24 protein-coding genes are annotated in these 22359 nt (G+C 67.8%); 14 read left to right on the forward strand and 10 right to left on the reverse strand.

Translation table 11 applies throughout. The annotated features are described in order from the left end of the window. Positions 1-2 precede the first annotated feature (2 nt). The 4 genes from A5713_RS06340 (at position 3) to A5713_RS06355 (ending at position 4863) form a co-directional block, all read left to right on the forward strand. On the forward strand, positions 3-830 hold the full coding sequence (locus A5713_RS06340; protein ID WP_067916837.1) for an acyl-ACP desaturase: 828 nt from the start codon (positions 3-5) through the stop codon (positions 828-830). 220 nt (positions 831-1050) lie between these two features. Next, the gene (locus A5713_RS06345) at positions 1051-2352 is read left to right on the forward strand and encodes a PhoH family protein (RefSeq protein ID WP_055404939.1); all 1302 of its coding nucleotides are present in this window, start codon (positions 1051-1053) and stop codon (positions 2350-2352) included. Between the two features lie 92 nt (positions 2353-2444). Then, on the forward strand, positions 2445-3320 hold the full coding sequence (locus A5713_RS06350) for a polysaccharide deacetylase family protein (RefSeq protein WP_067916835.1): 876 nt from the start codon (positions 2445-2447) through the stop codon (positions 3318-3320). Positions 3321-3405: 85 nt separating this feature from the next. Then, positions 3406-4863, forward strand: coding sequence for an adenylate/guanylate cyclase domain-containing protein (locus A5713_RS06355; protein WP_082962860.1), 1458 nt, complete (start codon positions 3406-3408; stop codon positions 4861-4863). Positions 4864-4887: 24 nt separating this feature from the next. Here A5713_RS06355 and A5713_RS06360 read toward each other — a convergent pair whose 3' ends face one another. From A5713_RS06360 to glpX, 3 genes are read right to left on the reverse strand one after another with little or no spacing between them, the layout of a single operon-like run. Continuing rightward, positions 4888-5814, reverse strand: coding sequence for a hypothetical protein (locus A5713_RS06360; RefSeq protein WP_068093724.1), 927 nt, complete (start codon positions 5812-5814; stop codon positions 4888-4890). A gap of 16 nt (positions 5815-5830) precedes the next feature. Further along, positions 5831-7243 carry a class II fumarate hydratase gene (locus A5713_RS06365; protein ID WP_068093725.1) on the reverse strand — a complete coding sequence of 471 codons (1413 nt, stop codon included), beginning with the start codon at positions 7241-7243 and terminating at the stop codon, positions 5831-5833. Between the two features lie 38 nt (positions 7244-7281). Next, positions 7282-8334 (reverse strand): class II fructose-bisphosphatase, encoded by a 1053-nt coding sequence (gene glpX / locus A5713_RS06370; RefSeq protein WP_067916828.1) that lies wholly within the window; start codon positions 8332-8334, stop codon positions 7282-7284. Positions 8335-8389: 55 nt separating this feature from the next. Here glpX and A5713_RS06375 point away from each other — a divergent pair, with 55 nt between their 5' ends. Genes A5713_RS06375 through A5713_RS06385 form a run of 3 tightly spaced genes read left to right on the forward strand, consistent with a single transcriptional unit; the run spans position 8390 to position 11455 of the window. Next, a complete protein-coding gene (locus tag A5713_RS06375) occupies positions 8390-9100 on the forward strand; it encodes a DUF4245 domain-containing protein (protein ID WP_068058504.1) in 711 nt (236 codons plus the stop codon). Between the two features lie 13 nt (positions 9101-9113). Then, positions 9114-9911, forward strand: a complete 798-nt coding sequence (locus A5713_RS06380) for a dienelactone hydrolase family protein (protein ID WP_068058506.1) — start codon at positions 9114-9116, stop codon at positions 9909-9911. Between the two features lie 8 nt (positions 9912-9919). After that, the gene (locus A5713_RS06385) at positions 9920-11455 is read left to right on the forward strand and encodes a carboxylesterase/lipase family protein (RefSeq protein WP_068093727.1); all 1536 of its coding nucleotides are present in this window, start codon (positions 9920-9922) and stop codon (positions 11453-11455) included. Positions 11456-11462: 7 nt separating this feature from the next. Here the strand turns inward: A5713_RS06385 and A5713_RS06390 are convergent, their stop codons facing one another. The 4 genes from A5713_RS06390 to A5713_RS06405 form a co-directional block, all read right to left on the reverse strand. Next, positions 11463-12575 (reverse strand): NAD-dependent epimerase/dehydratase family protein, encoded by a 1113-nt coding sequence (locus A5713_RS06390; protein ID WP_068058510.1) that lies wholly within the window; start codon positions 12573-12575, stop codon positions 11463-11465. Between the two features lie 61 nt (positions 12576-12636). Further along, on the reverse strand, positions 12637-12885 hold the full coding sequence (locus A5713_RS06395; protein ID WP_067916819.1) for an exodeoxyribonuclease VII small subunit: 249 nt from the start codon (positions 12883-12885) through the stop codon (positions 12637-12639). Next, on the reverse strand, positions 12875-14125 hold the full coding sequence (gene xseA, locus A5713_RS06400) for an exodeoxyribonuclease VII large subunit (RefSeq protein WP_068093728.1): 1251 nt from the start codon (positions 14123-14125) through the stop codon (positions 12875-12877). The genes A5713_RS06395 and xseA overlap by 11 nt, the downstream gene beginning before the upstream one ends. After that, complete coding sequence (locus tag A5713_RS06405) at positions 14122-14706, reverse strand: lipid droplet-associated protein (protein WP_068051834.1); 585 nt, start codon at positions 14704-14706, stop codon at positions 14122-14124. Before A5713_RS06405 ends, xseA begins: the two co-directional genes overlap by 4 nt. An 89-nt stretch (positions 14707-14795) precedes the next feature. On the opposite strand from A5713_RS06405, the gene A5713_RS06410 reads away from it, so the two are divergent. Further along, the gene (locus tag A5713_RS06410; RefSeq protein WP_067924564.1) at positions 14796-15794 is read left to right on the forward strand and encodes a 4-hydroxy-3-methylbut-2-enyl diphosphate reductase; all 999 of its coding nucleotides are present in this window, start codon (positions 14796-14798) and stop codon (positions 15792-15794) included. Between the two features lie 13 nt (positions 15795-15807). Here the strand turns inward: A5713_RS06410 and A5713_RS06415 are convergent, their stop codons facing one another. Then, positions 15808-16986 carry a DUF6542 domain-containing protein gene (locus A5713_RS06415; protein ID WP_197516310.1) on the reverse strand — a complete coding sequence of 393 codons (1179 nt, stop codon included), beginning with the start codon at positions 16984-16986 and terminating at the stop codon, positions 15808-15810. 141 nt (positions 16987-17127) lie between these two features. Here A5713_RS06415 and ychF point away from each other — a divergent pair, with 141 nt between their 5' ends. Together ychF and A5713_RS06425 are read left to right on the forward strand one after the other, a co-directional pair. Further along, entirely contained in the window at positions 17128-18201 is a 1074-nt protein-coding gene (gene ychF / locus A5713_RS06420) for a redox-regulated ATPase YchF (protein WP_068093733.1), read from the forward strand. Between the two features lie 40 nt (positions 18202-18241). Then, complete coding sequence (locus tag A5713_RS06425) at positions 18242-18820, forward strand: dihydrofolate reductase family protein (protein WP_067924570.1); 579 nt, start codon at positions 18242-18244, stop codon at positions 18818-18820. Positions 18821-18866: 46 nt separating this feature from the next. On the opposite strand, the gene A5713_RS06430 is transcribed toward A5713_RS06425, so the two are convergent. Beyond that, the gene (locus A5713_RS06430) at positions 18867-19229 is read right to left on the reverse strand and encodes a hypothetical protein (RefSeq protein WP_067924572.1); all 363 of its coding nucleotides are present in this window, start codon (positions 19227-19229) and stop codon (positions 18867-18869) included. 533 nt (positions 19230-19762) lie between these two features. Between A5713_RS06430 and A5713_RS06435 the strand changes: the two genes are divergently transcribed. Beyond that, complete coding sequence (locus A5713_RS06435; protein ID WP_068093735.1) at positions 19763-20038, forward strand: type II toxin-antitoxin system Phd/YefM family antitoxin; 276 nt, start codon at positions 19763-19765, stop codon at positions 20036-20038. Continuing rightward, the gene (locus A5713_RS27360; RefSeq protein ID WP_082962333.1) at positions 20035-20298 is read left to right on the forward strand and encodes a type II toxin-antitoxin system RelE/ParE family toxin; all 264 of its coding nucleotides are present in this window, start codon (positions 20035-20037) and stop codon (positions 20296-20298) included. The genes A5713_RS06435 and A5713_RS27360 overlap by 4 nt, the downstream gene beginning before the upstream one ends. A gap of 50 nt (positions 20299-20348) precedes the next feature. Here A5713_RS27360 and A5713_RS06440 read toward each other — a convergent pair whose 3' ends face one another. After that, the gene (locus tag A5713_RS06440; protein ID WP_068093737.1) at positions 20349-20855 is read right to left on the reverse strand and encodes a nitroreductase/quinone reductase family protein; all 507 of its coding nucleotides are present in this window, start codon (positions 20853-20855) and stop codon (positions 20349-20351) included. Between the two features lie 235 nt (positions 20856-21090). Between A5713_RS06440 and A5713_RS06445 the strand changes: the two genes are divergently transcribed. After that, positions 21091-21735, forward strand: a complete 645-nt coding sequence (locus tag A5713_RS06445) for a cysteine hydrolase family protein (RefSeq protein ID WP_068093739.1) — start codon at positions 21091-21093, stop codon at positions 21733-21735. An 85-nt stretch (positions 21736-21820) separates the two neighbouring features. After that, a partial coding sequence (locus tag A5713_RS06450; protein WP_068093743.1) for a VOC family protein occupies positions 21821-22359 on the forward strand: 539 nt, incomplete at its 3' end.

Raw genomic sequence — 22359 nt, forward strand, 5'->3', positions numbered from 1 at the left:
GCATGGCACAGAAACCTGTAGCTAACGCGCTGACCCTGGAACTCGAGCCGGTGTGCGAAGCCAACATGGACCGGCATCTGAGCACCGAGGAACTCTGGTTCGCTCACGACTACGTGCCGTTCGACCGGGGCGAGAACTTCGCATTCCTGGGCGGACGTGACTGGGAACCGTCCGATGCGACGCTGCCCCGGAAGTACACGGACGCCTGCGAGATCCTGCTGCTGCTCAAGGACAACCTCGCCGGCCATCACCGTGAGCTCGTCGAGCACTTCATCCTCGAAGACTGGTGGGGCCGCTGGCTGGGCCGCTGGACCGCCGAGGAGCACCTGCACGCGATTGCGCTGCGCGAGTACCTGGTGGTCACCCGCGAGGTCGACCCGACCGCCAACGAGGAGGCCCGGGTCCAGTACGTCATGAAGGGCTACCGCGCCGACACGTACACGCAGGTCGAAACCCTGGTGTACATGGCGTTCACCGAGCGCACGCACGCCGTCTTCTGCGAGAACCTCGCGGCGCAGCTCGAGGAGCCCATCCTGGCCGGGCTGATCGACCGGATCGCGCGCGACGAGCGGCGCCACGAGCTGTTCTTCTCCAACCTCGTCGAGCACTGCCTGCAGTACACCCGCGACGAGACCATCGCGGCCATCGCGGCACGCGCGGCCGACCTGCAGGTGCCGGGCGCCGACATCGACTCCTATCGGGACAAGCTGCGCAACGTCGCCGATGCGGGCATCTTCGACCAACAGCAGCTGCGGCAGGCGATCTCGGATCGCATCACCGCATGGGGTGTGGCCGACGAGCCCGCCCTCAAGCAGTTCGTCATCGGCTAGCCCGATCTTCGCGCGTGGCGACTTAGTCGTCGGCGCGCCTGCGCTGCTGCGAAGCGGCGACGAGAGTAGCGTCGATCTCGATGGTCAGCGTCATGCTCTGCTGCCAGGGCGGCACCTCCCGTCACCACAACGGAAGGACCGGCCCCGGTCCTGGTGTCGCAGTTCCCGCCGACATGCCTGTGCGGGTCCGCGCGGGCTCATCCCGCTCGAGGAGCGCTACGTGACCGAAATCCGGACCTACGTGATCGACACCTCCGTGCTGCTGTCCGACCCGTGGGCGTGCAGCCGGTTCGCCGAGCACGAGGTGGTGGTTCCGCTGGTGGTGATCAGCGAACTGGAGGCCAAACGGCATCACCACGAGCTGGGGTGGTTCGCCCGGCAGGCGCTGCGTCTGTTCGACGACCTCCGGCTCGTGCACGGACGGCTCGATCAGCCCATTCCCGTTGGGGCGCAAGGCGGCACGCTGCACGTCGAACTCAACCACACGGACCCCGCGGTGCTGCCCGCCGGTTTCCGCAGCGATAACAACGACTGCCGGATCCTGAGTTGCGCCGCCAACCTGGCCGCCGAGGGCAAGCGAGTCACGTTGGTCAGCAAGGACATTCCGCTTCGCGTCAAGGCCGCCGCGGTGGGGCTGGCCGCCGACGAGTATCACGCGCAAGACGTGGTGGCCTCCGGGTGGTCGGGGATGCGGGAGATCGAGACGGCCACCGAGGACATCGACGCGCTGTTCGCCGAGGGCGAGATCGATCTGGCCGAGGCGCGAGACCTGCCCTGCCACACGGGTATTCGCCTGCTCGGCGGCAGCTCGCACGCGCTGGGCCGGGTCAATGCCGACAAGCGGGTTCAGCTGGTCCGCGGCGACCGCGAGGCGTTCGGCCTGCGGGGCCGTTCCGCCGAGCAGCGGGTGGCGCTCGACCTGCTCCTCGACGAATCGGTGGGCATCGTCTCGCTGGGCGGCAAGGCCGGCACCGGGAAGTCGGCGCTGGCGTTGTGCGCGGGCCTGGAGGCCGTGCTGGAACGGCGGACCCAGCGCAAAGTGGTGGTCTTCCGCCCGCTGTACGCCGTGGGCGGCCAGGAGCTGGGCTACCTGCCCGGCAGCGAGAGCGAAAAGATGGGTCCCTGGGCGCAGGCGGTCTTCGACACGCTCGAGGGCCTGGCCAGCCCGGCCGTGCTCGAGGAGGTGCTGTCCCGCGGCATGCTCGAGGTGCTTCCGCTGACCCACATCCGGGGCCGCTCGCTGCACGACTCGTTCGTCATCGTCGACGAGGCCCAGTCCCTGGAGCGCAACGTGTTGCTGACGGTGTTGTCCAGGCTGGGCGCGGGGTCGCGCGTGGTGCTGACGCACGACATCGCCCAGCGCGACAACCTGCGCGTCGGCCGGCACGACGGTGTCGCAGCGGTGATCGAGAAGCTCAAAGGTCACCCGCTGTTCGCCCACATCACCCTGTTGCGCAGCGAGCGGTCACCGATTGCGGCGCTGGTGACCGAGATGCTCGAGGAGATCGCCGGACCGCAGTGACGCGCCTCGTGGGCCGCGAAACTGTATTCCGCGACGCCTCCACTCGCGAAACACGTCGCTAGTTGCAGTCTCGCGGTGGGTAGGCTCTTACCGTGCCGAAAAGACCCGACAACCAGGCCTGGCGCTATTGGCGCACGGTGGTCGGTGTCGTCGCTGCCGTCGCCGTGCTGGTGATCGGCGGACTGACCGGTCACGTGACGCGCGCCGACAACCTCAGCTGCGCGGTGGTCAAGTGTGTGGCGCTGACCTTCGACGACGGGCCCAGCCCCTTCGATGCCCGGTTGCTGCAGATCCTGAAGGACAACGACGCCAAGGCGACGTTCTTCGAGATCGGCAACAAGGTGGCGGCCAACCCCGCGGGGGCCAAGCAGGTGGCCGACGCGGGGATGGAGATCGGCAGCCACACCTGGGAGCACCCCAACATGGCGACGATCCCACCGGAGGACATCGCGCCCCAGTTCGCCAAGGCCAATGACGCGATCACCGCCGCCACCGGGCGGACGCCTTCCATCTACCGGCCTGCCGGCGGGCTGTCCACCGACGCGGTCCGGCAGACCGCCGCCAAGTTCGGGCTCGCCGAAATCCTTTGGGACGTCATCCCTTTCGACTGGGCGAACGACTCGAACACGGCGGCGACGCGGTACATGCTGATGACCTACACCAAGCCGGGTTCGGTGGTGCTGTTCCATGACACCTACTCGAGCACCGTCGACCTGATCTACCAGTTCATCCCGGTGCTCAAGGCCAACGGCTACCGGATGGTGACGGTCAGCGAACTCCTGGGCCCCCGGGCGCCGGGCAGCAGCTACGGCAGCCGCGAGAACGGGCCACCCGCGAACGAACTCCACGACATCCCGCCCGGCGATATCCCGACGCTGCCCAACACGTCGTCGCCCAAGCCGATGCCCAACTTCCCGATCACCGACATCCCGGGCCAGAACTCCGGCGGGCCGAACAACGGTGCCTAGCACGGGCTTGCGGGCACGCGTGGCCACTCGGCTGGGGAAGTGGCGCCCGCAAGCGCCGGTGGGGCAGCGAAAGTCCGCCCGCCGGTTGGCGATCGAATACGGGGCCGACCTCGCGTGCTCGTACGTGCTGGCCGTCGTCGAGGCGGCCGCCATCCTGATCCCGCTGCGCGGCCACACCTCCGTCGCGGCCAACGTCGACTTCGCCCAAACCAATCCGGCGGCGGTGGTGGCGCTCGTTCTGCTGGGCATCGCCGCCGTCGCGTCCGCCGGCGTCCTGAGCATCACCCCGACGCTGCGTTGGTACGCGTCCGGGGCCGAACCCGACCAGCAGCAGCGGGAAATCGCGCTGAAGCTGCCCGGGCGCCAGTCGGCCATCCTGTTCGGGGCATGGGCCGCCAGCGGTGGCATCTTCATGCTGCTCAATCTCGGTGGCGGGGCCCAGCTGCTGCTGCCCATTGCGCTCGGCGCGCTGCTGGGCGGGCCGGCCGCCGCCGGTACCGCGATGCTGCTGGCGCAGCGCGTCCTGCGCCCCATCATGCGCGCCGCCACCCTGGGCTGTGAGCCACGGTTGGCCGTGCCCGGGGTGTACGCGCGTCTGGTCCTGCTGTGGTTCTTGTCCAGCGCCTTCCCCATCGGGGTGATCGCGACGCTGGTCGTGCTTCGCTCCTACGGATGGCTGATCGAGAAGTCCGCGTCGCTGGATGTCCCGATCCTGGTGGTCGCGCTGGCCGCGCTGGTGCTCGGGCTGCCGACCATGATCTTGACGGCGCGATCCATCTCCGACCCGCTGGGGGAGGTCGTCGACGCCATGGCGGAGGTCGAGCGCGGCCGCATCGGAACCTACGTCGGGGCATATGAACGGTCCCAGATCGGGCGTCTGCAAACGGGATTCAACCGGATGGTGGCCGGGCTGGCCGAGCGGGAGCGGTTGCGCGACCTGTTCGGGCGCCACGTCGGGACCGACGTCGCCCAGCGCGCCCTCGAGGAGGGCGCAACACTGTCGGGAGACGTGGTCGAGGCGGCGGTCCTCTACATCGACCTGGTGGGTTCGACGCAGCTGGCGGAAAGCCGTCCCCCGCAGGAGGTCGCCGAGGTTCTCAACGACTTCTTCCGCATCGTCGTCGGCACCGTCGACGAAAACCGCGGGCTGGTCAACAAATTCGCCGGGGACGCCGCGCTGGCCGTCTTCGGGGTGCCGCTACCGGCCGGCGAGCCGGCGTCGGCGGCCTTGGCCACCGCCCGCGCCCTGGGCGCCCAGCTGCGCCGGCTTCCGGTCGATTTCGGCATCGGCGTCTCGGCCGGCCCCGTCTTCGCCGGCAACATCGGCGCCGAGAACCGCTATGAGTACACGGTGATCGGCGACGCGGTCAACGAGGCCGCCCGGCTGGCCGATCTCGCCAAGACCGCCGACCGGCGCATCCTGTGCGCGGCGGCGGCCATCGAGCGGGCCGGCGAAGCCGAGGGAAGGCATTGGGCGGAGTGCTATTCCACCGTCCTGCGGGGGCGGTCCGAAGCCACCCACGTCTCGGCGCCGGCCGGCTAGCTGGACTGGCCGCCGGGAGCCGGCTCAGGACTTGTTGACCTTGAGCGCGGCGATGATCCGCCCGATGATGTCCGCCGACGCGGTGTCACCGATGGGCGTGCTGCCGATGAAGACGGTGGCCGGCTTGGTGTCGACGGCGATGACGGTGACGGAGTCGCCCTTGACGTTGCGGCTGGGGTCGGCGATCGTGACGTCGGCGTCCGCGCGGGCGGCCTTGGTTCCGTCGACGGTGATCGACGAGGTCTTCGTCGGGCCCAGCGTCGGCGACGCGTTCGCATAGCCCGGCCCGTTGGCGATGCACTGCAGCAACTTCGACGCCTGGGCGGTGACGTCCATGCTGGCCGCGAAGTTCGTCACGCCCACCTCGGCCGTCATCATCCACTGATTGGCGCCCGGCACATCCTGGGCGACGCCGACCGCTCCGATGAGGTTCGGGTCCTGGTCGTCGGAGAACACCGTCCAGTTGGGGGGCACGGCAGAGGCCGGGAACGACAGCTTGCCTGCGGTGATCGAGTCCGTCCTGGGCATCTCGCCGCCGGACACGTTAGGGGTGCAATCGGTGGCGGTCTGCTGACCCCTCGGCTGGCTGGCGGTGGTGCTGGACGTCGAGGGCGCGGCGGTCGCGGACTTGCCGTGGCTGCCGCCCCGCATCACGATCAGGGTGGCCACCAGCGCGATCACGGCCAGGACGACCAGACCACCGATGATCAGCCACGGCAGCTTCGAGCCGGGGCCGCCCGGTGGCGGCCCGGGTGGATAGGGCCCGGGCGGGAACTGCTGCCCGGCATGCGGATACCCCGGCGGTGGATACGGGTAGGGGCCGGTCGGCGGGTACGGTTGCGGGCCGCCCTGCGGCTGGCCTCCCCAATACGGTTGCTGCCCATACGGGTTGCCGTAGGGACCCTGGCCGTAGGGGCCCTGATCGTAGGGGCCGCCGGGCGGAGCCGTCATCGCTGCACCACCCCGCCTAGGCTTCCGGCTTGACCTTGGCCATCGCCAAGACGTCCAGGCGGCGGTCCAGCTCTTCCTCCGACAGCTTGTCGCCGATCAGGCCGCGGTCGATCACGGTCTGGCGAATCGTCTTGCGTTCCTTGAGGGCCTGCTTGGCCACCGCGGCCGCCTCCTCGTAGCCGATCGCCGAGTTCAGCGGCGTCACGATCGACGGCGACGACTCGGCCAGCTCGCGCAGGTGATCGACGTTGGCCCGCAGCCCGATGATGCAGCGCTCGGCGAACAACCGCGACACGTTGGTCAGCAGCTTGAACGACTCGAGGACGTTGCGGGCCATCATCGGGATGTAGACGTTGAGCTCGAATGCGCCACTCAAACCACCGACGGCGACCGCCGCGTCGTTGCCGATCACCTGCGCGGCCACCTGCGTAACCGCTTCCGGCAGAACAGGATTCACCTTACCCGGCATGATCGAGCTGCCCGGCTGCAGGTCCGGCAGCTGGATCTCGGCCAGCCCGGTCAGCGGGCCGGATCCCATCCAGCGGATGTCGTTGGCGATCTTGGTCAGCGACACGGCGATGGTGCGCAGCGCGCCGGAGGCCTCGACCAGGCCGTCGCGCGCGGCCTGCGCCTCGAACGAGTTGGTGGCGGTGCGCAATTCGCCCAGACCTGTGGAGGCGATCAACGTCTCGACCACCTTGGTGCCGAAGCCGTCGGGGGCGTTGAGGCCGGTGCCCACCGCGGTCCCGCCGATCGCCAGCTCGCCCAGCCGCGGCAGGGTGGCGCGCACCCGCTCGATCCCCGCCTCGATCTGGCGGGCGTAGCCGCTGAACTCCTGGCCCAGGGTCACCGGAACGGCGTCCATCAGGTGCGTGCGGCCCGACTTGACCACCGTGTGCCACTCGCGGGCCTTGCCGGCGAGCGCGTCGTGCAGCACCTCCAGCGCCGGGATCAGGTGGCGCACCGCGGCCTCGGTGGCCGCGATGTGCGTGGCGGTCGGGAAGGTGTCGTTGGACGACTGGGACATGTTGACGTCGTCGTTGGGGTGCACCGTGACACCGTTTTTGGCCGCGATGCTCGCGATCACCTCGTTGGTGTTCATGTTCGAGCTGGTGCCCGACCCGGTCTGGAAGACGTCGATGGGGAATTGGTCGTCGTGCAGGCCGTCGGCGATCTCGGCGGCGGCGGCGATGATCGCGTCCGCCTTCTCCGGCGCCAGCAATCCGAGGTCCTTGTTGACTTGTGCGCAGGCCCCCTTGAGCAGACCCAGCGCGCGGATCTGGGTGCGCTCCAAACCGCGGCCCGAGATCGGGAAGTTCTCCACCGCGCGCTGGGTTTGCGCGCGCCACAACGCCTTTGCGGGCACCCGGACCTCGCCCATGGTGTCGTGTTCGATGCGGTATTCGGTATCGGTGGCATCAAAGGCCATAGGTAACTGTCCTTGTCGTTTCAGGCGTGATTCTCGGTCTAGGGCAGGGGATAGGCGGCGGTGCTGTCCCCGGTGAAGTCGATGGCGGAGTATTCGTTGAGTTTCGAGAGCCGGTGGTAGGCCTCGATCATGCGCACGGTGCCCGACTTCGACCGCATCACGATCGACTGCGTCGTGCAGCCGCCGGGGTAGTACTGCACGCCCTTGAGCAGGTCGCCGTTGGTGACCCCGGTGGCGCAGAAGAAGACATTCTCTCCGGACACCAGGTCCTCGGTGGTCAGCACCCGGTCGACGTCGTGGCCGGCGTCGATCGCCTTCTGGCGCTCCTCGTCGTCCTTCGGCGCCAGCTGCGCCTGGATCGCGCCGCCCATGCAGCGGATGGCGGCGGCGGCGATGATGCCCTCCGGCGTGCCACCGATCCCGGCCAGCATGTCGGTGCCGGAGAGGTACCGGCAGGCCGAGATCGCCCCGGCGACGTCGCCGTCGGTGATCAGCCGGATGCGCGCCCCGGTCGCCCGGACGTCCTCGATCAGCTGGGCGTGCCGGGGGCGGTCCAGGATGCACACGGTCATGTCCCGCACGGACAGGTTCTTCGCCTTGGCGACCGCGCGCACGTTCTCGGAGATCGGCTGGGTGATGTCCAGCACATGGGCCGCCTCGGGCCCGACGGCGATCTTGTTCATGTAGAACACGGCCGATGGGTCGAACATCGCGCCGCGCTCGGCCACCGCCAGCACCGAGATCGCGTTGGGCATGCCCTTGCTCATCAGCGTGGTGCCGTCGATCGGGTCCACGGCGAAGTCGCACTCCGGGCCGTCGCCGTTGCCGACGTCCTCGCCGTTGTAGAGCATCGGCGCGTTGTCCTTCTCGCCCTCGCCGATCACCACGACGCCGCGCATCGACACCGTGTTCACCAGCTCGCGCATCGCGTCGACGGCCGCGCCGTCGCCGCCCTCCTTGTCGCCGCGGCCCACCCAGCGGCCGGCGGCCATGGCACCGGCCTCGGTCACCCGGACCAGTTCCAGGGCCAGGTTGCGGTCCGGGGCTTCACCACGTGGACGTCCGGATGGGCCGTCGCCCTCAACTGTCATGGTTGGTGATTGTCCCAGAAGCGGATCGGTCTGCTGGAACTGGGATACTCGGGGGATGACCGAAGAGTCGCCGCTGAACGCCAGCTCGGACGCCCCCGTCACGGGCGAGCCGGCCTTGGTGGCCGGGGCCGTGCCGGGGCCCGTTCCACGGCCCGCCAAACCGCGGTTGTTGCAGGACGGCCGCGACATGTTCTGGTCGCTGATGCCGTTGGTGCTCGGCTGCATCCTGCTGGCGGGCCTGGTGGGCATGTGCTCGTTTCAGCCCGGCAACCACCAGGGTGTGGTGCCGTCCTACGACGCGGCAACAGCTCTGCGGGCCGATGCCGCGACCCTCGGCTTCCCCGTCCGGCTGCCCAAGCTGCCCGCCGGCTGGCAGGCCAACTCGGGCAGCCGCGGCGGCATCCAGGGCGGCCGCACCGACCCGGCGACCGGTCAGCGGGTGAACGCGCCCACCTCGATCGTCGGCTACATCAGCCCGACCGGAATGTATCTGAGCCTCACCCAGAGCAACGCCGACGAGGACAAGCTGGTGGGTTCGATCCATTCCTCGGCGTATCCGGCCGGAACGGTCGACGTCGCGGGGACGAACTGGGTGGTCTACAACGGCGCCGGCCAGAGCGGGGCGGACGCGGAGCCGGTGTGGACCACCCGGCTCACCGGCCCGTCCGGTGCCACCCAAATCGCGATTACGGGTGCCGGAAACACCGATCAGTTCCGTACGCTGGCTTCGGCGACGCAATCCCAACCGCCGCTCCCCCCGCGCTGAGGAAGGGCCGAGTGTGACTGCACCCCAAGCGGATCTGTCCGGATGGTCGGTGGCGCCGTTCACCGGCGGCGGCTACACCCATGACGTCTACCGCAAGGGCAGCGGGCCGGGCGTGGTCCTGATCCCCGAGATCCCCGGAATCCATCCCGGCGTGCTGGCCCTGGGCAATCATCTGGTGGACAACGGCTTCACCGTCGCCATGCCGTCGCTGTTCGGCGAGCCGGGCAGGGCCAAGACGGTCGGTTATATCGCCGCGAGCATCAGCCGGGCGTGCGTGGCAAAGGAATTCGCGGCGTTCGCGACGAACAAGCAGCGGCCCGTGTCGTTGTTCCTGCGGGCGCTGGCGCGTGACCTGAACGCGTCGACGCCGGGCAAGGGGGTCGGCGTGATCGGCCAGTGCTTCACGGGCGGCTTCGCGCTGGCCGCGGCGGTCGACGACGCCGTCCTGGCCCCGGTGCTCTCGCAGCCGTCGGTACCGCTGCCGCTGGGTCGCGCGCGCCGCCAGGATCCGGGACTGAGCGAAGCCGAACTGGCCACCGTGGCCGAGCGCGCCGCGAACGACGGCCTGTGCGCGATGGGCCTGCGGTTCAGCGAGGACAGCGCCGTCCCCCGCGAACGCTTTGCGGTGCTCAAACAGCGACTGGGCGACGCGTTCGAGGTGATCGAGATCGATTCGAGCCCGGGCAACGTGGGCGGTTTCGGCAAAATGGCGCATTCGGTGCTGACCGACGAGGTTCGCGAAGTCGACGGACAGCCGGCTTACGAGGCCCGCAAGCGGGTGATCGAGTTCCTCACCCAGAGGCTCACCTAGGCAACCGCATGCCGAGTGACACTCTCGTCGTCGACACCGGCTACGGCCCGGTCCGGGGCGCGGACCTCGGCCACGCCCGAGCCTGGAAGGGCATCCGCTACGCCGCGCCGCCCGTCGGCGACCTGCGGTTCCGGGCGCCGCAGCCGCCCCAGCGGTGGACCCAGGTCGCCGACGCCACCCGCTACGGGCCGGCCTGCCCGCAACCCGTCTTTCCCAACATGCCGCTCGACCTGGGCGCGCCGCAGGGCGAGGACTGCCTCCGGCTGAACGTCTGGGCGTCGTCCGGCACCCAGCCGGGTGACCGCAAGCCGGTGATGGTCTGGCTGCACGGCGGGGCTTACGTCCTGGGCTCGGGCAGCCAGGCGTTGTACGACGGTCGCCGGTTGGTCAGCGGCGGCGACGTCGTCGTGGTGACGGTCAATTACCGCGTCGGAGCGCTCGGTTTCATGGACCTGTCGTCATTCACCACCTCGCGGCGGCGGTTCGATTCCAACGTCGGACTGCGCGACGTGCTCGCGGCGCTGACGTGGGTGCGCGACAACATCGCCGCGTTCGGCGGGGATCCCCGCAACGTCACGCTGTTCGGCGAATCCGCCGGTGCGGGGATCGTGACGACCCTCCTGGCCTGCCCGGCAGCCGAGGGCCTGTTCGCCCGCGCGATCGCCCAGAGCTCGCCGGCCACGTCGGTGTACGACCGGCGCAGGGCGGAGCGGGTGGCCGAGACGGTCCTCGAGCGGCTCGACGTCGATGCGGACCGGTTGCCGACCGTGCCCACCGCGGTGCTGCTGGCCGCCTCCCAAGAGGTCTTCGACGAAGTGCCCGTGCGTAATCCGGGGATTCTGGCGTTCGTCCCGATCATCGACGGCGAGCTGCTGGACGACTACCCGGTCAAGCGAGTGCAGGAGGGCCGCTCGCTTCCCGTCCCGTTGATCATCGGCACCAACCGGCACGAGGCGGCGCTGTTTCGGTTGATGCGCTCACGGCTGATGCCGATCACCCCCCGCGCGATCACGTCGATGTTCGATCAGATCGCCGCCGAACAACCCGACCTACAACTGCCCACCGAGGAGCAGATCGGGTCGGCCTATTCGCGATTGCGGCGCAGGGCAAGGAGTTTGAGCATCGCGACCGACGTCGGGTTCCGGATGCCGTCGGTGTGGCTGGCCGAGGGGCACTCCCGCGTCGCCCCGGTGTATCTGTACCGTTTCGACTACGCGACCCCGCTGCTGAAGCTGCTGTTGGTCAACGCCGCTCACGCGACCGAGTTGCCTTATGTCTGGGGCAATCTCGGCGGTCCGAAGGACCCCACACTGAAGCTCGGCGGTGCCGCGACCGCCAAGGCGGTGTCCAAGAGAATGCGGACGAGGTGGGTAAACTTCGCCGCACGGTCAGAGCCCGCGGGTCCGGACGGCGAGCCGGACTGGACGTCCTACCGCGCGGCCGATCGCGCGTGCCTGATCATCGACAAGCGTGACACCGTCGCGTGCGATGTCGACGCGCGCATCCGCGCCGCGTGGGGCAGTGAGATGGTGGGCTTTCGGTAAGGGCGGGTTAGACCGTCGGCTTGGCAGCGGTATTGCCTTGCTGCGCTTCGTCCTTCATGCGCCGGAACATGTCGACGTAGTAGGGCAGGCATTGCGACATCGCCTGCTCGGTGGTGAACAGCGGCTCATAGCCGAGGTCGCGGCGCGCCTTGGCGATCGAGAAGTAGTTGTCCAGATACAGCCGCTCGACGGCCAGCGGCTCGAGCAGCGGAGCGGGTATGCCGAATCGGAAATGCAGCCGCTGCCAGCCGGTCATCGCCGCGCGGACCATCGGGCCGTTGACCCGGACCCGGGGCCAGCTCACCCCGCAGGCCTCGACCACCGGCCGCGCGAACTCGAACATGTTGATGGGTTCGTCATCGTTGATGAAGTACGCCTGGCCGGGAGCGGTGCCCCCGGGGACGAGGTGCTCGGCGGCCAGGATGAAGCCGTGAATCAGGTTGTGCACGTAGGAGTTGTCCAGCCGCGCCGACTTGCGGCCGATCAGCACCTTGACGTGGCCGGCGATCACGCTTTCGAACAACCGGCGGAACATCGTCTGGTCCCCGCGGCCCCAGATGCCGCTGGGCCGGATCGCACACGTCAGCATCCCGCCAACACCGTTCTGCGACAGCACGAATCGCTCGGCGACGACCTTCGTCTCGGTGTACAGGTCGTTGAACCGGTCGGTGTAGGGCAGGGTCTCGTCCCCGCCGGGAATGTTCTGGCCGCCCATCACGACGCTGTTGGACGAGGTGTAGACGAATCGCTTCACCCCGGCCGCCTGCCCGGCGTGCACGAGGTTTTCGGTGCCGCCGACGTTGACCGCGAAGCTGCGCTGCCGGTACGCGTCGGTCACCGACGCGCCGCCCATCAGGTCGATGATCGCCGCGGTGTGGAAGACCGTGTCGATGCCGTCCACCGCTTGCGCGCACACCGCCGTGTCGGTGATGTCCCCCTCGAGCACCTCCAGCTGCGGGTGCGGTGCGAGCGGTGACGGCGCACGGTCGAACGACCGCACCCGATACCCGCGGTCCAGCAGTGTGGTGACCAGGTTGGCGCCGACGAACCCGGAGCCGCCGGTGACCAGGACGCGGCCGAGTTCGGTGGTCAGTGATGCATCAGCCATGGGCCGCAGCATAACTGAAACGTGTTCCAATTTGAAAAAAAGTCACGGCTCAAACTTTCGTTGAATGGCCAAATCAGGCGTCGTCCGGCTGGCCGGCCGCGAGCGCATCCTCGATCCGCTTGCGGGCGCCAGCTAAGTGCTCCTCACAGCGTCTTGCGAGTTCCTCGCCCCTTTCCCATAGCGTCAGCGACGCATCTAGATCCAGGCCGCCCTGCTCCAGCTGACGGACGACCTCTATCAGCTCGTCACGGCACGCTTCGTAGCCCAGGCTACTAATGGGCGTAATTGACTGGTCTCCTTTGTCGGGCACTTTATCGGCCATCGGTCGGCCCCTCGCTCACGGCGGCGACCGCGCCGTCGGCAACCCGGACCCGCAGCCGGCTGCCCGCCGGGGCATCGGCCGTCGACCGCAGCACCACCGGCGGCCCGGAGGCCGGCACCGCCTGCACCACGGCATAGCCGCGGGCCAGTGTCGCCGCCGGGCCCAGCGTCGCCAGCTGCGCGCTGAGGTGACCGACGCGCTCCGTCTCGGCGGCGGCCAGGCGGGTGATGTCGCGGCGGATCGCCGAGCGGGCGCGGTGGATCTCGTCGGCGCGCGCCGTCAGTGCGCTCAACGGTTCGGCGAGCACCGGCCGGCTGCGGACCTGGGCCAGGGCGCGTTGTTCGCGAGACACCCAGTTGCGCAGGGCCTGCGCGCTTCGCCGGCGCAGGTCGTCGATCAGGCGCTGCTCGGCGGCGGTGTCGGGCACCACCTTCTTCGCCGCGTCGGTGGGGGTGGCGGCGCGCACATCGGCCACCAGGTCACACAGCGGGTTGTCGGGTTCGTGACCGACCGCGCTGATCACCGGGGTGCGGCAGGCGGCGATGGCGCGGCACAGCGTCTCGTCGGAGAACGGCAGCAGGTCCTCGACGCTGCCGCCGCCCCGGGCCACCACGATGACGTCGACCTCGACGTGGCGGTCGAGTTCGTAGAGCGCCTCGACGATCTGCGCCACCGCGTTGGGGCCCTGGACCGCGGTGTTACGCACGGCGAAGCGCACCCCGGGCCAGCGTCCGGTTGCCACGGTTGTCACATCGCGTTCGGCGGCGCTGGCCCGCCCGGTGATCAGCCCGATCATGTTGGGCAGGAAGGGGATTGGTCGCTTGAGCCGGGGGTCGAAGAGCCCTTCGGCGTCCAGCAGCCGGCGCAGCCGATCGATGCGGGCCAGCAGCTCGCCCACGCCGACGGCACGAATCTCGGACAGCCGCAACGAGAAGGTGCCCCGGCCGGTGTAGAACGACGGCTTGCCGCAGACCACCACCTGCGTGCCCTCGGTCAGCTTCACCGGCGCGTTGGCCACCAGGTCGCGCGAACAGGTCACGCTCAGCGACATGTCGGCGGCCGGGTCGCGCAACACCATGAACACCGTCTTGGAATCGGGCCGCGCGCTGATCTGGGCCAGCTGCCCCTCGACCCACACGGTGCCGAGCTTGTCGATCCAGCCGGCGACGCGAATGGCCACCGCGCGCACCGGAAACGGGTTCTCGGCGGAGTTGGGTTCGGAATGTGCGGCCGGGGTCACTTCGCGTTCGCGCGGGTGATCCTGTTGGCCAGCAGGGTCTGGAACGGAGCGCGGGCTTTGGTGGCCTGCTCGTAGGCCAGCAGGGCTTCGAGTTCGTCGACGCTCAGCGACTGCAGGCGCGCCCGCAGCTGCGCCAGCGTCAGCGTCGCGTAATCCAGCTCGGTCACCACCGACGGTTGCGGAGCCGCCGGCGCGTCCTCGGATTTCCTGCCCTGCTTCAACGGGGCCGCATCGGACGCGGCGTCGGCGAGCGAGTACAACGCGAACCGGCCCTCGGTTCGGCGGTCGCCTTCGCCGGCACCGGGCTCGGTGCCGGGCGCTTCTACCGCATCGGGCAGGTCCTCGTCGAAGGTCGCCCATTCCGGCTGCTCGTCCTTCGGCGGGAAGATGCTCTCCAGGGTGCTGTCGCCCTTGATCACCAGCTCGGCCAGGTTCTGCTGAAAAACCATCACCAGGTGCGCCGCCTGACTGGCCAACGTCATCGGGTACATGAGGATGGTCTTCGGCAGCTTCAGCGTCTCCTCGACGGCGACTGTCGCCGCGCCGACCAGCAGCCGAACTCCATACGGTGCGTGAGCCATGGGACCAAGACTGCCTCAAGCGGCGGCTAACTCCAAGCGCGCCGGCGCGAGCTGGCGACCCCGTGTCCGCGGAACGTACCCTGGGTGTCATGCCGCCGACTGTCGACATGGGAATTCCCGGTGCGTCCAGCTCGGTAGCCACCGATCCAGCCCGCAAGCGAGTGCTTCTGGCCGAGCCGCGTGGCTATTGCGCGGGGGTGGACAGGGCCGTCGAGACGGTCGAACGCGCGCTGGAGAAGCACGGCGCACCGGTGTATGTGCGCCACGAGATCGTGCACAACCGGCACGTGGTGAGCACGCTGGAAAAGGCCGGCGCCGTGTTCGTCGAGGAGACCGACGAGGTGCCCGAGGGGTCCATCGTGGTGTTCTCCGCGCACGGGGTCGCGCCGACGGTGTACGCCGCGGCCGCCGCACGCAACCTGAAGACCATCGACGCCACCTGCCCGCTGGTGACCAAGGTGCACAACGAGGCCCGCCGGTTCGCCCGCAACGACTACGACATCCTGCTGATCGGGCACGAGGGCCACGAAGAGGTCATCGGGACCTCCGGGGAAGCGCCCGACCACGTGCAGCTGGTAGACGGGGTCGCCGCGGTCGACAACGTGACGGTCCGGGACGAGAACAAGGTGGTCTGGCTGTCGCAGACCACGCTGTCGGTCGACGAGACCATGGAGATCGTCGACCGGCTGCGGCAACGGTTCCCGAAGTTGCAGGACCCGCCCAGCGACGACATTTGCTATGCCACCCAGAACCGGCAGGTCGCCGTCAAGGCGATGGCCCCGGAGTGCCAGCTGGTGATCGTCGTCGGCTCGCAGAATTCGTCGAACTCCGTGCGGCTGGTCGAGGTGGCCCTGGGCGGCGGGGCAGGGGCCGCCCACCTGGTGGACTGGGCCGACGACATCGACCCCGCCTGGTTGGACGGGGTGACCACCGTGGGCGTGACCTCCGGCGCCTCCGTCCCCGAGGTCTTGGTGCGTGGTGTCCTCGAGCGGCTCGCCGACTACGGCTTCGACGTGGTGCAGCCGGTCACCACGGCCCAGGAAACCCTGGTGTTCGCGCTGCCGCGCGAGATCCGGTCACTGCTGTAGCCGCGCTGGGCGCTCAGGCGTCGTATTCCCAGGATTCCGTCGGGGGCCGCTGCGGCCGCCCATACGTCCGTGAGCGGTTGCGGCGCTCCGGGCGCCGATCGGCCGCCGGCTCGTCCGCCGCGCCGGCCCCCCGGTAGCGGACCTGCGAGATGGGGTGATGCGTCCCGTTGTTGCCGTTCGCGGCGGGGCGGCGCCGCCTCGGCTCATACGTCGGTTCATAGCGGTCGTAGCTGTCATACCGACCGAAGTGCTCCGAGGCCCCGGGCGGGTCGTACGGGTCATAGCCGTCGAATCGGCTGCTCCGCGGCGCGGGCCGCTCGTAGGGGCTGCGGCGGGTGCGCGGTTCCCGTCGGCCTTCCCGGGGCGATTGGCCGCGCGGATCCGAATCCGCGTCCGGCCTGGGGCGGCGCCGCGCGCGCCGGGGCGGTTCCGCGGCGTCGTAGTCCCGGGCGGTCGCCGAGCTTCTCCGACTCGAGCGCCGTTCGCCGGGTTCGGCCCCGTCGTCCAGCGGTTCCCGGGAATGCCGGGAACGGGCTCGGGCGGAACGCGCGGCGGACCGGTCGCTGCGCGCCGTGCGGCGGGCGCGGGACGAGCTGCCGGCCCCGCGGTCGCGCCGCGCCCTGGCGGGGGCCACGTCGTCGGCGTCCTCGGCGTCGGACTCCGGATGCCACATGTCGCGCAGTTTGGCGATGATCCCGCTGACCACGGACTTCACGTCGGCGGACTCGGCGTCGTCGGAGGTCTTCGGGTCGGCGGTCGTCCGCTGCGACATGCCGAAATACCACCTGACCAGCCCGATCAGCAGCACGACGCCGGCGGTTCCCAGCATCAGCGGGAAGCGTTCGATGAGCGGATAGCCGCAGTTGATCAGCAGGTCCTTGAGATGGCCGACTTTGGCGTCGTGGAACAACCAGTAGGCGCCGGGCACCGCGCAGAAAAGTATCAGCGGGGGCTGGATGATCGCGGTGAACAGCCCGTCCTGGCGCACCGCCAGCACCGCGGCCACGCAGCCGGCTATATAGAAGCCGGCGAAGACATGGGTCAGCTCCTTGTGGCCGGCGTCGATTCCGTAACCGATCGCGGTGGCGGTGACGGCGAGGAGCAGGGCGGCATACCACGGGATACCTGGGATATTCGGGTGGATCGAACGGTGGGATGGCTCCACCGCCGACTTCGGCCGCTGTCCTGACACATGTAGACCGTACCGGCAATGGGCCGAAAGCCCCGTAAATACCTCGTAGCGATCCCGGGCGTGCCATGGCCCTACTCGTGAGCGGCCCGCGAAAGGTCCATGGCGGCCCGCGCCGCCGCTGACCCCTAGACTTGGGTCCCTGTGAGCCTGAGCCTGGGAATCGTGGGTCTGCCCAACGTCGGTAAGTCGACTCTGTTCAACGCGCTGACCCACAACGACGTGGTGGCGGCCAACTATCCGTTCGCGACGATCGAACCGAACGAGGGGGTCGTTCCGCTGCCCGATCCGCGCCTGGACAAGCTGGCCGAGCTGTTCGGCTCCGAGCGCACCGTCCCGGCGCCGGTGACGTTCGTCGACATCGCCGGCCTGGTCAAGGGCGCGTCCGAGGGCGCGGGCCTGGGCAACAAGTTCCTGGCCCACATCCGCGAATGCGACGCCATCTGTCAGGTGGTCAGGGTGTTCTCCGACGACGACGTGACCCACGTGGCCGGTGAGGTGGATCCGAGGTCGGATATCGAGGTCGTCGAGACCGAGCTCATCCTGGCCGACCTGCAGACGCTCGAGCGTGCCCTGCCGCGGCTGGAAAAAGAGGCTCGCACCAATAAGGAACGCCGGCCGGTGTACGACGCGGCCGTCGCAGCCCAGGAGACCTTGAACGGCGGCAGGACGCTGTTCGGTGCCGGTGTGGACGCGTCGCTGCTGCGGGAGCTGAACCTATTGACCACCAAACCGTTTCTGTACGTCTTCAACGCCGACGAGGCGGTGCTGACCGACGCGGCGCGGGTCGCCGAGCTGCGGCAGCTGGTGGCGCCGGCCGACGCGGTGTTCTTGGACGCGGCCATCGAAGCCGAGCTGAACGAGCTCGACGACGAGTCGGCGGCCGAACTGCTGGAATCGATCGGGCAGAGCGAACGCGGTCTCGACGCGCTGGCCCGCGCCGGCTTTCACACCCTCAAGCTGCAGACGTACCTGACCGCGGGCCCAAAAGAGGCGCGGGCGTGGGTGATTCACCAGGGCGACACCGCGCCGAAGGCGGCCGGGGTGATCCACACCGATTTCGAAAAGGGCTTCATCAAGGCCGAGATCGTGTCCTTTGACGACCTGGTCGCCGCCGGTTCCATGGCGGCGGCCAAGGCGGCCGGCAAGGTCCGGATGGAGGGCAAGGACTACGTCATGGCCGACGGCGACGTGGTGGAGTTCCGCTTCAACGTCTGAGGCTCGATGAGTTCTGTCGATCGCGGAGGTCCTTAATACCGTGGGAACCCTCTGTTACACCGCGACGGTCTCTCTCGACGGCTACGTTGCCGACGGCAGCGGCGACTTCCAGTGGTCGGCACCGAGCGATCCGGTGTTCGCCGCGCATGTCGACCGCATGGCTGAGGTGTCGACCGAAGTGTTAGGGCGGAAGACTTACGCGCTGATGCAGTACTGGGAGACCGATCCAGCGGACGAAGAGTGGGCCGCGGCGGAACGGGAGTTCGCCCAGCGCTGGCGAGGCATCCACAAGGTGGTGGTTTCGTCGACGCTGACGCACGAGGGGATCGAGTCGGACCGTGTCCGCCTGGTACCCGATCTGCGCTTGGCCGAATTGAAGCGGATCGTCGCGCAGGCCGAGGGCGTAGTCGAGATCTTCGGGCCCACCACCGCGGCCGCTGCGATCCGGGCTGGCCTCATCGACGAGTTCCAGTTCTTCGTGGTGCCGAAGATGGTGGGCGGAGGCTTACGTGCCCTGCCTGACGGCGTGCGCCAGGATCTGATTCTCGCCGGGCACAGCCTTTTCGACGACGGCACCGTTCACCTGCGCTACCTGTCTCGCCGAGACGTTGCTCGGTGACTTAATGCGGTGGAGTTCAGGTTCAACGTATGACCTAAATCGCTAATTACCGACGCGAGAGGTCGTCCACTGGCCGGAAGTGATCCGGAAGGTCTACCAAGAAATAGCGCCGGACGAGGTCGAAGAGCATGGGCGTCGGCGGCACGACCTGTCCCGTGACATAAATAGTGTCGGCATCGATTTCTCGTAGGTTTTCCAGCCGAATAGGTAGTGCCTCGTCTGACATGAGCTCACTTACGTCCGTCGAAGGTAACCGCCCGTGAAACTCGGGCAGCCAGTTGCGGTCTTCGAAATCGAACGAGGCGAAATAGGGATTCTCGCCAGCGCCGTCGCTGTGTCCGCCAGCCAGACCGAAGCTGGTGATGACGCGAGAGGCGAAGAGGTCGGTTGAGCGCAAGAAATACCACACGATGTCGACAAAATTGAGGCACGCGTCGTGGGCTGGCGCTCCGCGGTCAGCGTGCTCTACCGAGTTTCGAATTGCTTGCAGCTGTTGGAGTGCAAGTGGTCGTACGAGTCCAAGGCGCGCAAGAATTTCGAGAAGATTTGGTTTGTCCGACTCCCATCCGAGAGTCCGGGCAAGTTGTCGGAGTTGATACAGCTCATGCAGTAGGCGCACTCTCGAATCGACTGCATTCCAGAGCTTTTGCACAATCGTGCCTCGGACTATGTCGTTTGGGGCGACTGTTTGTGATAGTTCCTCGGCTAAGTGCCAGTGCTGATATGCGCGGCGTGACGACGCAGGGTCGACGCTCCTGGCGGAGTGTCCGTCTTCCAAGAACTCATCCCAGTAGGGCCTTATCCAAACGTTCGGCGCTCTGTCTGCCACGCCGATGATTGAAGCACCGAATCAGTGAATGCACTCTAGGTCGAAGTCGTCTGGATCCACAGAACCCTCGCGACGGCTATTCGGGCGTAACGCATCACGCTAGAATTCTGTACATGACGACGCTGCCGCTCGCCGAGGTCCGCGCAAACCTCTCCAAACTCGTCGATGAGGCGGTGCGCACGCACCAACGCATCGAAGTGACTCGACAGGGGCGCCGTGCTGCGGTGATCCTGAGTGCCGAAGACTATGACTCGATCATGGAAACGCTGGCCATCCTCAGCGACTCGAATTTGATGCGCGAGGTTCGAGCGGCTGAGCAGGATGACGAGATCTTCACGCTGGACGAAGTGACCGAGGAGATGCGCGCCACCGGCCGGCTCCCACGTTGAGCTACCGAATTGAACTGACCGCAGCTGCGAAACGGGCGCTCACCGAATCGCTGCCCGAATCCGTCGCCGTCGCGTGTTGGGAATTCATCCGAGGACCGCTAGCCGAAAATCCCTACCGCGTTGGTAAGCCACTTCGTGGTCAGCTTGAGGGTCGGTATTCGGCTCGGCGCGGCGAGTTCCGAGTCATATATCGGGTTTTCGAGGACCACGTGGTCGTCAGAATCATCCACATCGCACACCGGCGTGACGTTTATCGCTGACGCGATCTGGTGGAGTTCCGGTTCAACGTCTAGAGCGAAGCCGCAGCTCGTTAGGCGGTTGAGGAACTGTCCGCGGTGAAGACGTCGACCGGCCGTCCGAGCGTCAACATCACCAGCGGGATTTGGCGGCTGGTCGACTGCTGATACGTGATGTACGGCGGGTACAGGTGCGCCATGTATGCCCAGACTTGATGGCGCTCTTCGCCTTCGGGTTCCCGCCACGTCGCCTCGAATGCTTGGGTTGCGATCTGCACGCCGATCGTGTCGCTCTCCAGGAGATTCAGATACCACCCCGGATGCGCATCGGCGCCCCCCTTTGACGCGACGATCACGACCTCGCCACCGAAATTGCCGTAGATCAATGGCCTGACATATACCTTCCCCGACTTCCGGCCCACGCACCTGATCAGGCAATGCGTCGTCATCTCGCGGCCACCGACCGCACTCACATCCATGATGTGGCCCCGTGCGCCACCGGAGGCCAGGTAGGTGTCGAGGTGCTCGCTGATCCAGTTGCCTCGCGTCGCTCGGATCGCTGCGGCATCGGCATCGGCCATGATTTCTCCTGAACTTCGACAGGCGAAGGTGACTGGACTGAACCTGCGTCGCCGACTTTGGGGGTCAGGCGGCCAGGCTGATACATGTAACCACGCACTCACCCAGTTGGTTGGGGCGGCCGCCGACGGGATCCGGCGGAGTTCCGGTTCGACAGGGTGTCGGGCGGCCGTTCTGCATCTGCGACGATGAAGTTGACGAATGGGTGGCCGATCCCGAGGGCGTCGGAGGCAAATCATGGATGATTACACCGAGCCGCATTGGGGCGCAGCGGCGCTCGTGGTGATTGACCTCCAACGGGATTTCCTCGATGAGGGTGCCTCTCCCGTGCCCGGCACGTCATCCGTCGTTCCGAATGTCATAGAGCTGGCCCGAGCTTTTCGGTCGGCGGGGCGGCCCATCGTTCACGTTGTCCGTCTCTATGAGCCGGGCGGATCGGACGTGGACCTTCCTCGACGTCGGGCCGTAGAGGAAGGTGCCCGGCTCGTCGTGCCGGGTTCGAGCGGCGCTGAGCCGGCCGCTGGGGTCCTGCCACCTGCGGTTTCTCTCGATTCGGCGCTTCTTGCTGAGGGACGCCTACAGCACGTCGGGAGCAGAGAGGTGATCCTGTTCAAGCCTCGCTGGAGCGCATTTCATCGCACTCAGCTCGAGGAGTGGCTGCACGGGGAGGGCTGCGACACGGTGCTCGTCGCCGGGTGCAACCTACCGAACTGCCCGCGCGCGACATTGTTCGATGCCAGCGAGCGCGACTTTCGAACAGCACTTGCCACCGATGCGGTGTCGCAGACCAGCGATGAGAGGCTTGCCGATCTCGCCCGTATCGGGGTGCGGCTCTACAGTACGGCGCGCGTAGTCGCCGCACTCTCGGCTGTGAACAGATGATGAGACCTCATGGGCGCGGATGGTTCCGTTCGCCGGTGAAGTTCAGCTTCAACGTGGCTGGTCGGCAGATACGGGAGAAAGCCTGATGCGGTGGCGGGGTGTGTGTCACGTCGAGTTCGCCGTGCTCGACTACGACGACTCGATCGCGTTCTACGACGCGTTGTTCGGCTGGCTCGGGTACAGCAGCTTTTCGTCGCTCAACATGGAATACGAGTCGACGTATTACATGACGCGGCATGTGAACCCGCACAGCTACATCGGTATCCAGCCCGCCCGCACCGGGGCGAAGCTTTCCCACCACGACCAAGCGGTCGGCATCAACCACATCGCGCTGTGGGCGCGGAGCCGGGGAGAGGTCGACCGCTTCCATCGCGGGTTTCTGCTGGACCGGGGTGTTCCCGTTACCGATGAGCCGAAAGAGTATTCGCAGTACTGGCCCGGCTACTACGCAGTGTTCTTCGACGACCCGATCAACGGCATTCACTGGGAGCTGGCGTGGATACCGAAAATCCCTACCCCGCGGCAACTTTGGTCGTTCTATCGCGCGATCCGCGCCCTCACCAAGAGCCGGCCGGACCTGGCCAACACGGTCCCGGGCGTCGCCTGGCAGGCAAGGCGGACCCT

The organism is Mycobacterium sp. E2497, assembly GCF_001668695.1.
Taxonomy (GTDB): Bacteria; Actinomycetota; Actinomycetes; order Mycobacteriales; family Mycobacteriaceae; genus Mycobacterium.